Genomic DNA, 11,170 nt, shown 5'->3' with positions numbered 1-11,170 from the left:
GTGCCAGCGAAAGCCGTCGACCCCGCCGAGATGCGAGCCGCGGTGCAGGCCGTCCTCCCCTGGCTGTCCGGCGAGGCAGACCAGCCACCCCGCCCCGCGCTGGCCGCCGCAGTCCGCCTCAGCCTGCGCACCCTCGAACAACTGGCCCCAGGCCGCAGCGTCGAGGTCCGCGTCCCCCCGTTCGCCGCCGTCCAGTGCATCGAGGGCCCACGCCACACCCGAGGCACCCCACCAAACGTGGTCGAAACCGACGCCCGCACCTGGCTCCTGCTGGCCACCGGCGCCCTGACCTGGACCGACGCCCTGGACTCGGCTCAGGTCACCGCCTCCGGGACCCGAGCCGACATCTCGGCGTTGCTACCAGTAGTGCGCTTCTAGAACCACGAACCGATCGTGTTGTCGTAAACCGACTTCGCGCCGTCCTTGATCGCTCCGCCGGCGTCCTTCACGACCTCGACACCACCCTCGACAACGGCCTTGCCGCCCTCGTAAACGTCCCGGCCGAGCTCACCGGCGTTGCCCAACGTGTCAGCCACAACGTCAACGGCGTCGCTACCCAACTCGCCAACGGTGCCGACCGCGTTGCGCCCGGCGTCGCCCCAGCGCCCGTTCGAGATGTCGTCGACGACCTGCCCGCCGCCGCGCCACACGTCCTCGCCCATGTCGACGACTTCCTTGCCGGTGTTGACACCCCAGTCGATGATCGGCCCGGCAACCGGCAGATCCGAGCCAGGCACCTCAACGGGCGTAGGCGAGTCCTGCCAACGCTGCTCAGTGACGTCCGCACCGTGCCCAGTGGCGATCTTCGCGAGGTTGCCGAGCGACTCAGAACCCTTGTCGTAGTAGGCCGAGTGCGCGTCCTTGACCCAGACCTCGCCGGACGTGCCGAACTGCGTCGCACCGAACGACGAGTCGTACGGCCCGGTCGACGACCCGTCCTTGGTGAACCAGTCACCACTGGTGCCCTGGATGACGGGGTCGTGTTCGGTACCACCGACATAAACGTGCCCGCGGCCCGGCGGCAGCTGGTCCACGTTGGATGCGCCCACACCAGGTGAGCCGACGAACGCGATGTCGTCTGCCTTGAGCCCGTTGTCCATCGCTGAGTAGCCGACCACCGTGCTGCCGTAGCTGTGCCCGATCACAGTGACGTGAGCGCCGGGGTTCCGATCGCGGTACTCCGCGACGTCCTTGGCGAGGATCGCCGCACCTTCCTTCGCCTGCGCCGGGTTGTCCACCTGGCCGAGTGCGAACTCCGGAGCGTCGTAGCCGAGCCACTGGATCGCGGCGCCGTCCTTGCCCATCGCGCCGCTGAGCTGCGCTGCCTGCTCCATGCTGAAATCGCTGAGCTTGGAAGTCGTGCCGGGGACGCAGACCGCGAGGTCCTTGGCTGTGTCGGGGTTGCCGAACGCGACCGCCATGGTCCCTTCCTTGGCACCAGGCCCATCGGGGTTCCACTGCAGGACGTACGCCGTCTTGCCGTTTTCTCCGGCGAGCCTGTTCGCCTCCTTCAACGCTTCGAACGCGTCGCTCGAGTTCTTGGCACGGCGAGCTGCCTCGTCGTACTGCGACATCAGCTGTGAACCCTGCGGGTCGTTGCGCAGTGCGCGTTGCCCTTCCGCAGAGTCCGGGTCGACTCCCAGCTCGCGGGCGCGGTCTGCGAGCTGTTGCTTCAGACCCTCTGCCTGTATCCCGAACCGGTCCGTGTCCTGCTCGATGCGCTGGCGGTTCGCCATGTCCAGGCCTTCCACAGGCAGGCCCTTGAGCTTGCTGAGCTCCTCGGGCTTGGCCTTGGACAGCGCGTCCTTCTCCGCGGCGCTGAGCTTGTTCCACCAGTCGCGCACGGCCTGCGGGTCACTGCCAGGCGGCGGCAACGGAGGCAGGCTGCCTGCGCCGGAGCGCTGAGCGGCGCGATCCCAGCCGCAGTCGGTCCGTGCGGACTCCTCGAAGCCAGGCGGAATCTTGGTGAGCGCGCCTGCGTACGAGCGCAGGACGTTCTCGTAGCCGGACTTGACCTTGTTCAGCGAGTCGTTGACCTGATTGGCGAGGGTGCGGGTCTGCTGCTCGTCGAGGCCAGGCGGACGGCTGCGCCAGACGCTGATGGCCTGATCAGCTGCGCCGCGCATCTGACCGTAGGCACGAGAGGCCGCCTGAACGATGTCCACGCCTGCGCCGAGTCGTTCGCCGGCGGCCTTGGCGGCAGTGGATGAAAGTTCGGCACGTGCGGTGAACTTCGTCGCCGTGTCGCCGGCCCAGTTGGTCACCGCGGTCTTGCCGCCCTTGGCGACGGAATCGGCCGCCCTTCCGACCGCGCTGATCGCGCCGGTGATGGGGTCGGCGGCGGCGGCGATGCGGCCCGCATCCCCCGCAGCGAGCTTGCCGTACAGGCTCTCGGGGTCTGTGTAGCTCACTTGCCACCCCCGAGGCCGAGTCCTTGCATGAGCTTCGTCAGCACGGACGAGTGGTCCTCATCAACGCGCTGGTAGGCGTCAGCGTTCGAAACCAGGCCTTCCGCGGCATCGGTGATCCATGCGGAACCACGTTGAAGGTCCTGGGAGTGAGTGCCGACGAACTTCGACAACGCGTCGGCGAACTCCGCAGCGGCATCGACCTCTCCGAGTGCACCGGCATCGAGTTTGAGCATCGAAATCATCTCCGCCGCTTCGCGCACCGCGTCGGAGCCGTTGCCGAACTCCTTGGACGCGTTGCGCAGCAACTCTGGCTCAACGCCGAACATCGCCACCCCCTGTTGGTCCTCGATCACTGCGACGCAGCCACATCATGGCCGGTTCCCCACTCACGTGTTGAGCGTTTCGGGCACGATGTCGGTCATGGTGCAGACAGGTTGGACGGCCCAGCGGTGGACCGCTGTGTTCCTCGAGCAGGCGGAGATGTTCCGCAAGGCGGTTGCGGACGCGGATCCGGCCACCGAGGTGCCCACCCGTCCTGGATGGACCGTTCAGGATCTGGTCATCCACCTCGCGCGGTTCCTGGAGACCTCGACGGCGTACCTGCGGACCGGCAGCCGCAACCCGATACGGCCTCCGGACACACGCGCAGACCTGGCGCCACTGCCGTACCTGGACCAGCAGCTCGCCGTGGCGCACGAGATCCTCGAGGCGGTGCCGGGTAACCGACCTGTGTGGACGTTCTCGCCAACTGCACCTGACCTGGCTTGGGTGTGGCACCGCCGCATTGCGCACGAGACGGTGCTGCGCCGATTCGACGCTCAGGCGACCGTGCGGCAACTCGTCGCGACCGACCCCGGTCTCGCCGTCGACGGCATCGACGAGGTCCTGACCACGATCGTCGCGGCCAAGCTCGACGGCGACGTGCCGAGTGATGTGTCCGGCAGCGCCGTGGTGACGCTGACGGACGTGCCCGAGGCCTGGCTGATCGCCCTGGAGGCCGGTGAGGCGCCTCAGACGCGTGCCGCAGCCCCTGGTGAGGCAGGCGATGCACAGGTCGTCGGTGAGGCCGAACTCGTCTACTTCTGGCTTTGGAACCGCATGAACCTCAAAGAGATGACCGGTGACAAGCGTGTGCTTGACGTCCTGCAGGTCGGACGGGGGCACTGATGCGCAAGGTGGCCGCGGTCCTGCTGGGTTGTCTCGTGCTGACCGGGTGTGGAGCGTCCTGGAAGGGGGATGAAGTCCGGTACAAGATCGTTTCCGTCGACAACAGCACCCCGACCGAGATGTTCAAGATCGAGCTGGTGGGAGCCGACCCGAAGGGAATTCTCGACCGGCACTCTCTGACGCCGCGGTTCCAGACGCCGGGTGACATCAGTGGTGGCGCCGCAGTCGGCGACGAGATCCTTTGCACAGCCCGGCAGGAGAAGGGCAGCGCCTTCGGGAACTCGAAGGTCAAGACCTACTTGAGCGAGTGCAAGAAGGCTTGATGCGCAAGATCGTTGTGGTGCTCGCCGGCAGTCTCTTGCTGAGCGGCTGCGGGGCTGAGCAGTGGAAGAAGTACGACGTCAGGTTCAAGGTCGACAAGATCTACGAGGTGCCGGCCGGCTTCGACCGGAAGGACGCTCAGCTCCGGCTTGAGCTGGTCGGTGACGTTCCTGACGACATCCTCGAACCCGACACGTTGAGCCCGCAGGTCGTGAAGCGCTTCGAGATCGACGGCGAGGTGCGGGTCGGCGATGAGGTGGAGTGCACGGCTGAGCAGAAGACGCAGGGGTACTTCGAGACCTCTGTGATCGACACCAGCGTGGACTGGTGCAGGAAGGCATGATGCGCAAGATCGTTCTGGTCGTTGCGGGCTGTTTCGCTCTCACCGGTTGCGCGGGTGACTGGGAGGCCGAGGTCAGGCTGAAGGTCGTCAAGATCGAGGAGTACCAGCCGCTCGAGACGTTGCCGCCGGAGCAGCGGATCGACCTCGACCCCGTGGGCGAGCTGCCGGAGGACGCGTTCGAGCGCGATTACTACTACGGCGCGATCAAGAACCCCGCTGAAATCGACGGCGACGTGAAGGTCGGCGACGAGGTGGTCTGTCTCGCGAAACAGCGCACGATCGGGGCGTTCCAGACCAACTCGATCTCCACGGAGCTGTTTCAGTGCCGGAAGGCATGAGTTTCGTCACCTCACCAGGGGTTCGGAGGGGGTAGTTGGCCCCTTGCTCCACTTACACTCGGGAAGCAGCCAGCCCCGTCGTGAGGGAGCCAACTCGGTGGTCGCCGACCATTCCCAGTCCGAACAGGAACCTCGTGAGGAGTGCGGCGTCTTCGGCGTCTGGGCTCCCGGTGAGGACGTTTCCAAGCTGACCTACTACGGGCTCTACGCCCTGCAGCACCGCGGCCAGGAGGCCGCGGGCATCTCGGTCGGTGACGGGGCGCAGGTCGTCGTCTTCAAGGACCTCGGGCTCGTCAGCCAGGTCTTCGACGAGCAGGTCCTGCAGTCCCTCAAGGGCCACGTGGCCGTCGGGCACTGCCGTTACTCCACCACCGGGTCCACGACCTGGGAGAACGCGCAGCCGACGTTCCGCACCACGGCCGCCGGCAGTGGTCTGAGCCTCGGGCACAACGGCAACCTCGTGAACACCGCCGAGCTGCTCGACAAGGCCAAGGAGCTCGGCATCGTCGAGCGCAACGGCGCCACGACCGACTCGGACATCCTGTGTGGTCTGCTCGCGCACGCGGCGGCCGACAAGGGCATCGAGCAGGCGGCCCTCGAACTCCTCCCCACGGTCAAGGGCGCCTACTGCCTGACCTTCTCGGACGAGAGCACCCTGTACGCGGCGCGTGACCCGCACGGCGTCAGGCCGCTCGTTCTGGGCCGCCTGGAACGCGGGTGGGTCGTCGCGAGTGAGACCGCGGCGCTGGACATCGTCGGTGCGAGCTTCGTGCGCGAGGTCGAGCCCGGTGAGCTCATCGCGATCGACGAGGACGGGCTGCGCAGCAGCAGGTTCGCCACCCCCGAGCCCAAGGGCTGCATCTTCGAGTACGTCTACCTGGCGCGGCCGGACACGACGATCTCCGGGCGCAGCGTGCACGCCACGCGCGTGGAGATCGGGCGCAGGCTCGCCAAGGAGCACCCGGTCGAGGCCGACCTGGTCATCCCGGTGCCGGAGTCCGGCACGCCCGCGGCGATCGGGTACGCGCAGGCCAGCGGTATCCCGTACGGGTCGGGCCTGGTCAAGAACGCCTACGTCGGCCGGACGTTCATCCAGCCGTCGCAGACCATCCGCCAGCTGGGCATCCGGCTGAAGCTCAACCCGCTGCGCGACGTCATCCGCGGCAAGCGGCTGGTCGTCGTGGACGACTCGATCGTGCGCGGTAACACCCAGCGTGCGCTCGTCCGCATGCTCAGGGAGGCCGGGGCGCTCGAGGTGCACGTGCGGATCGCGTCGCCGCCGGTCAAGTGGCCGTGCTTCTACGGCATCGACTTCGCGTCGCGGGCCGAGCTCATCGCGAACGGGCTGGACGACGACGGCATCCGGCGGTCGGTCGGTGCCGACTCGCTCGGGTACGTGTCGCTGGAGCAGCTCGTCGCGGCGACCGAGCAGCCCAAGACGCGGTTGTGCTCGGCGTGCTTCGACGGCGAGTACCCGATCGAGCTGCCGCCGGACGCGCTCATCGGCAAGCACCTGCTCGAGGGCCTCAAGGGCGTGTCGGGCTCGGCCGCTCCCGTTCTGGCGAACGGCTATGGTGCCGAAGACGCCCTGCGTCGTCCCTGAGCTCACAGATCCAAGTGGAAGAAGTTGACGTGACCGACAGCGCCAAGGCCACCTACGCCGCCGCCGGAGTCAGTATCGCCGCAGGTGACGAGGCGGTGGAGAAGCTCAAGCCGTGGGCGGCCAAGGCGCACCGGCCTGAGGTGCTCGGCGGGATCGGTGGCTTCGCCGGGCTGTTCCAGCTCAAGCTCGATCGCTGGAAGGAGCCGATCCTCGCGTCGTCGACGGACGGTGTCGGCACCAAGATCGCGGTCGCGCAGGCGCTCGACAAGCACGACACCGTCGGCATCGACCTGGTCGCGATGATCGTGGACGACCTGGTCGTCTGCGGTGCCGAGCCGCTGTTCGTGCAGGACTACATCGCGGTCGGCAAGGTCGTCCCGGACAAGATCGCGGCGCTCGTCAAGGGCATCGCCGAGGGCTGTGTCCAGGCCGGTTGCGCGCTGCTCGGCGGCGAGACGGCCGAGCACCCAGGCCTGATGGGCGACGACGACTACGACATCTCCGGCACCGGCGTCGGCGTGGTCGAGCAGTCCAAGCTGCTCGGGCCCGACCGGGTCCGCGACGGCGACGTCGTGATCGCGATGGGTTCGTCCGGCCTGCACTCCAACGGCTACTCGCTCGCCCGGCACGTGCTGCTGGAGATCGCGCGGATGCCGCTGGAGGGTCACGTCGAGGAGTTCGGCCGCACCCTCGGCGAGGAGCTGCTGGAGCCGACCAAGATCTACGCCAAGGACTGCCTCGCGCTGATCGCCGAGACCGAGGTCCGCGGCTTCTCGCACGTCACCGGTGGTGGCCTGGCCGCGAACCTGGCCCGCGTGCTGCCCGAGGGCCTGCACGCGACGCTCGACCGCGGCACCTGGACGCCGCCGGCGGTGTTCCAGCTGATCGCCCAGCGCGGCCGGGTGGAGCGCGAGGAGATGGAGAAGGCGTTCAACATGGGCGTCGGCATGGTCGCCGTGGTCGCGCCCGAGGACGTCGACCGCGCACTGGCCGTGCTCACCGCGCGCCACGTCCCGGCGTGGGTGCTGGGCGAGATCACCAAGTCCGAGGTCGGCGGCGCCGCGCTCATCGGCGACCACCCGCGGTTCTGAGGCAACCTCCTGAGGCGGTCGCCGCGTACTAAGTGGCGACCGAGGAGGGGGCACTTGGACCGCGACCGCGAGTTCGGGGAGTTCGTCGACGCACGTGCGCTCGTCATGCGCCGCACGGCCTACCTGCTGTGCGGCGACTGGCACCGCGCCGAGGACATCGTCCAGACCGCGCTGACCAAGCTCTATGTGGCCTGGTCACGCGTGCGCAAGGAGAGCGTCGACGCCTACGCGCGCAAGGTGCTGGTGCGCACCGCGATCGACGAGACCCGGCGCGGGTTCTTCCAGCGTGAACGGATCGTCGACGCCGTGCCCGAACGCGCCGTCACGGATCCTGCGACCGACCTGGACCTGCGTCAGGCGCTCGACGCGTTGCCTCCGGGGCAACGCGCTGTCGTCGTGCTGCGGTACTGGGAGGACCTGAGCATCACCGAGACCGCCCGCATCCTCGGCAGGACGGAGGGCACGGTGAAGAGTCAGGCGGCCAAGGGCCTCGCCGCACTGCGCGACCTGCTGGAGAACGAGCCGGCGTCGAAGATCCAGACGGCGGCCGTCATCCGGGCCGGCAAAACGCGGCTGGTCCGCCGGCGCACGGCCGTCGTGGGCGCGCTGGCGGCGGTGGTGATGATCGGGCTGGGCACGACGGGCTACCTCCTGCAGCCGCAACCGGCCTCCGCGCCAGGCGGCTTCACGTCCAACATCGACCGCAACGTGGAGCTCACCAACCTGTTCGTGGTCTCGTACCGGTTGCCGACCGGCATCACTGCCGAGGGTGTCCCAGAGATCAACGCCGACGCGTTCGTGTTCTTCACACGCAACACCAACACACCTGACGGCAAGCGACGGGCCGTGGCCAGGCTGCGCGACGCACAGGGTGTCGGCGGCGTCACGATCTCGATCGAACGCACCAGGAAGACCGACCTCGGCCCGTGCGACATCACCACGTGCCAGATCACCGAGTTCAACGGCATCAAGGTGCGGACCATCCAGATGCCCGTGCCAGGCCACCCCGGCACGCAGATCCTCTACGCCAACGCCATTCACGCCGACGGCTCGGAGGTGGTGGTCAGCAGCGACAACCTCGGCCGCTTCAGCAACGCCGTGTGGGGCGAGCTCGACCCGGTCGGCGCTCCGCAGCGGTCCGCGCCGCTGCTGGACCGCGAGGAGCTGATAAAGATCGCGACACTGCCGGGGTTGACCTTCTAACCTTGCAGGCATGAACGACGTGACCGTGACGAGGACGCTGGTGATTCCGGCGTCCGAGTTGCGCGAACGTTTTTCCAGGTCAGGCGGGCCGGGCGGGCAGGGAGTGAACACGGCGGACAGCCGCGTGGAGCTCTCGTTCGACCTGGCAGCCTCGCCGTCGATCCCCGATCACCTCAAGCGCAGGATGCTCGACCGCCTGGAGGGCAGGCTGGTCGACGGCGTGCTCACGATCGCCGCCTCCGAGCACCGCGCGCAGCTGCAGAACCGCGGCGCCGCACGCGAACGCCTCGCCGCGATCCTGCGCGGTGCCGCCGCCCCTCCGCCACCGATGCGCAAGCCGACCAAGCCCACCAAGGGCTCGAAGGAACGCCGCATCGCCGGCAAGAAGCGCCGCGCCGAGACCAAACGCGGCCGCTCAGGCTCCTGGGACTAGCGCGTAGATCCGTTCTGGCCGCCCGGTTCCGCCATAACGCAACCGCACCTCCGCACGGCCGGTGGTCACGAAGTACTCCAGGTATCGCCGCGCACTGACCCGCGCCACACCGGTCGACGACGCGCACTCCGAAGCCGAGAGCCCCTCCGGACTCGACCTCAGCGCACTCTCCACCAGTCGTGCGGTCTCCGGCGTCAAGCCCTTGGGCAGCAACGGTTTCGAGGTCGGCCGCGCGCCGAAGACCTGGTCCACGTCGGCCTGCCCGGCGGAGTCCATCCGGTGCAGCTTCTCGTGCAGTGAAGCGAAATGCGCGAGCTGGTCACGCAGTGCCGAGTAGTCGAACGGCTTGATCAGGTAGTGCAACACGCCACCACGCATCGCACTGCGCACGGTCTCCACGTCGGTCGCCGCGGTGATCACGATGACGTCGACGTTCTCGTTGGCGCGCAACGACTTGAGCACTTCGAGCCCGTTGACGTCCGGCAGGTAGATGTCGAGCAGCACCAGGTCCGGCTTCAACGACGACACCAACCGAAGCGCATCACCGCCGGTGTGCGCGACCCCTACCACCTCGAAACCGTCGGTGCGCGCGACATAGCCGCTGTGCACCTTGGCCACCATGAAGTCGTCGTCGACGACGAGCACCCGGATCACCAGGGCAGCCTTGCGGTGAAGACCGAGCCCGACACGTTCACCGAACCTCCGCGTCGCAGGCACGCCCGCCTGATCAGCGCCAGCCCGATGCCGCGCTCGCCGTGCGATGCGGCCTTGGTCGTGAACCCGTGCCGGAACACCTCTTCCACCAGTTCCGGCGCCACCCCCGGACCGGAGTCGCGCACCACCACCTGGACCTCGTCGTCCAACTGCATCACACCCACCTCGATCCACTTCTGAGCGCCGTTCATGCTCAGCGAGCTCAGTGCATCCAACGCGTTGTCGACGAGATTTCCCAGCACCATGACCAAATCCGCAGACAAAGCTTCATCGACGCGTCCCAATACGCTGTCCGGCTCCATCCTCAGCGCCGTGCCGCGTTCGGCGGCGAGCGACGCTTTGGCGATCAGCAACGCGGCCACGGCGGGGTCGCCGATCCGCGAGCCGACCTCGGTGCGCCACTGGTCCTGCGCCGAGCTGATCTGGTGGATGTAGTTGGTGACCTCGTCGTACTCCTTCAACGCGATCAGCCCGGCGATGGTGTGCAGGCGGTTCGCGAACTCGTGCGCCTGCGCCCGAAGCGTGTCCGTCGCGTGCTGCGACGCGTCCAGTTCGTGTTGCAGCGCAAGGAGTTCCGTGCGGTCTCGCAACGTCACGACCGCGCCGGCACCTTCGATCGGCATGCGGTTCAACGTGAGCACGACACCCTGCCGCAGCACCAGCTGGTCGACACCGGTCGCCCGGCCGGTCAGCACGTCGCGCAGTCGTTCGTTGAGCTCCAGCTCCTCCACCGAGCGGCCGACCGCGTCCTCCGGCAACGCCAGCAGGTCGCTCGCGTGGTCGTTGACCAGGGTGATCCGGTTCTGCCCGTCGAGGCCGACCACGCCTTCCTTGATGCCGTGCAGCAACGCCTCGCGGTTCTCCACCAGCGCGGTGATCTCGTGCGGCTCGAGCCCGAGCGTCTGGTTCTTCACCCGGCGAGCCAGCAGCAACGACCCGGTGACGCCGATGACCAGCGCGATCGCCAGGTAGCGCAGCAGGTCGACCGGCTGGGACAACGCACCCGCGAAGACCCCCGGCTCGATCGCTCCGGCCACGACCATCCCGTTGACCTGCCGGGTCTGTTCGTCGAACACCGGCACGTGCGCCTCGATCGAGTCGTTGTTCGTGCCGACCCACGCCTTGCCGTCCAGCGCGGTCGTCGGAGTGTCCAGTGTGGACCCGATCTGGGCCGGGTCCGGCGAGGCGATCACGATCCGCCGGCGGTCGACGATCAGCACGTAGGAGGCGCCGGACAGGCTGCGGGCCGTCTCGGCCGGTGCGGCGAGCAGCTGCCAGTTGCCCATCCGCGTCTGGACGAGGTTCGTGGCCGCGACGTTCTCCGCCACCGACAGCATCCGGCGTTCCTCGTTGGAGCGAAAGTTGCTGCCCAACTGGACGACCGTCAGCGCGCCGACCGCGCACAGTAGCAATGTGACGACTACGAGTTGCCACACTAGGAGCTGGCTGGCCAGGGAACGGCGGCGGCGCATGAAACCTCCCGTGACCAGAAGAACCAAAAGAAACCTTAGAAGCGCAAGAGCGACATCAAGGTTTACACCAGAGC

Annotated in this window: 13 protein-coding genes; 9 read left to right on the top strand and 4 right to left on the bottom strand. The window is 67.8% G+C overall.

What is annotated here, in order from left to right; translation table 11 throughout:
- Window positions 1-30: 30 nt before the first annotated feature.
- Window positions 31-378: a sterol carrier family protein gene (locus LFM09_RS13970; RefSeq protein ID WP_414096939.1), complete on the top strand. Its 348-nt coding sequence runs from the start codon at window positions 31-33 to the stop codon at window positions 376-378.
- On the opposite strand, the gene LFM09_RS13965 is transcribed toward LFM09_RS13970, so the two are convergent.
- Both LFM09_RS13965 and LFM09_RS13960 read right to left on the bottom strand, forming a co-directional pair.
- The gene (locus LFM09_RS13965) at window positions 375-2,411 is read right to left on the bottom strand and encodes an alpha/beta hydrolase (protein WP_414096828.1); all 2,037 of its coding nucleotides are present in this window, start codon (window positions 2,409-2,411) and stop codon (window positions 375-377) included. The genes LFM09_RS13970 and LFM09_RS13965 overlap by 4 nt on opposite strands.
- On the bottom strand, window positions 2,408-2,737 hold the full coding sequence (locus LFM09_RS13960) for a type VII secretion target (protein ID WP_414096827.1): 330 nt from the start codon (window positions 2,735-2,737) through the stop codon (window positions 2,408-2,410). The genes LFM09_RS13965 and LFM09_RS13960 overlap by 4 nt, the downstream gene beginning before the upstream one ends.
- Window positions 2,738-2,831: 94 nt before the next feature.
- On the opposite strand from LFM09_RS13960, the gene LFM09_RS13955 reads away from it, so the two are divergent.
- The 8 genes from LFM09_RS13955 (at window position 2,832) to arfB (ending at window position 8,910) form a co-directional block, all read left to right on the top strand.
- Window positions 2,832-3,578, top strand: coding sequence for a maleylpyruvate isomerase N-terminal domain-containing protein (locus LFM09_RS13955; protein ID WP_414096826.1), 747 nt, complete (start codon window positions 2,832-2,834; stop codon window positions 3,576-3,578).
- Complete coding sequence (locus LFM09_RS13950) at window positions 3,578-3,901, top strand: hypothetical protein (protein WP_414096825.1); 324 nt, start codon at window positions 3,578-3,580, stop codon at window positions 3,899-3,901. The genes LFM09_RS13955 and LFM09_RS13950 overlap by 1 nt, the downstream gene beginning before the upstream one ends.
- On the top strand, window positions 3,901-4,242 hold the full coding sequence (locus LFM09_RS13945) for a hypothetical protein (protein ID WP_414096824.1): 342 nt from the start codon (window positions 3,901-3,903) through the stop codon (window positions 4,240-4,242). Before LFM09_RS13950 ends, LFM09_RS13945 begins: the two co-directional genes overlap by 1 nt.
- Window positions 4,242-4,580: a hypothetical protein gene (locus LFM09_RS13940; RefSeq protein WP_414096823.1), complete on the top strand. Its 339-nt coding sequence runs from the start codon at window positions 4,242-4,244 to the stop codon at window positions 4,578-4,580. Before LFM09_RS13945 ends, LFM09_RS13940 begins: the two co-directional genes overlap by 1 nt.
- Window positions 4,581-4,677: 97 nt before the next feature.
- Window positions 4,678-6,183, top strand: coding sequence for an amidophosphoribosyltransferase (gene purF, locus LFM09_RS13935; protein ID WP_414096822.1), 1,506 nt, complete (start codon window positions 4,678-4,680; stop codon window positions 6,181-6,183).
- Window positions 6,184-6,212: 29 nt separating this feature from the next.
- Window positions 6,213-7,274 carry a phosphoribosylformylglycinamidine cyclo-ligase gene (gene purM, locus LFM09_RS13930; RefSeq protein WP_414096821.1) on the top strand — a complete coding sequence of 354 codons (1,062 nt, stop codon included), beginning with the start codon at window positions 6,213-6,215 and terminating at the stop codon, window positions 7,272-7,274.
- 54 nt (window positions 7,275-7,328) lie between these two features.
- Complete coding sequence (locus tag LFM09_RS13925; protein WP_414096820.1) at window positions 7,329-8,477, top strand: SigE family RNA polymerase sigma factor; 1,149 nt, start codon at window positions 7,329-7,331, stop codon at window positions 8,475-8,477.
- A gap of 10 nt (window positions 8,478-8,487) precedes the next feature.
- Window positions 8,488-8,910, top strand: a complete 423-nt coding sequence (arfB, locus tag LFM09_RS13920; protein WP_414096819.1) for an alternative ribosome rescue aminoacyl-tRNA hydrolase ArfB — start codon at window positions 8,488-8,490, stop codon at window positions 8,908-8,910.
- Here arfB and LFM09_RS13915 read toward each other — a convergent pair.
- The gene (locus LFM09_RS13915) at window positions 8,893-9,564 is read right to left on the bottom strand and encodes a response regulator (protein ID WP_414096818.1); all 672 of its coding nucleotides are present in this window, start codon (window positions 9,562-9,564) and stop codon (window positions 8,893-8,895) included. The genes arfB and LFM09_RS13915 overlap by 18 nt on opposite strands.
- Entirely contained in the window at window positions 9,561-11,096 is a 1,536-nt protein-coding gene (locus LFM09_RS13910; protein WP_414096817.1) for an ATP-binding protein, read from the bottom strand. Before LFM09_RS13910 ends, LFM09_RS13915 begins: the two co-directional genes overlap by 4 nt.
- Window positions 11,097-11,170 lie beyond the last annotated feature (74 nt).

This window comes from Lentzea alba, assembly GCF_047445655.1.
In the GTDB taxonomy this organism is placed as follows: Bacteria; Actinomycetota; Actinomycetes; order Mycobacteriales; family Pseudonocardiaceae; genus Lentzea; species Lentzea alba_A.
This window is presented reverse-complemented; position numbering and strand designations above follow the sequence as displayed.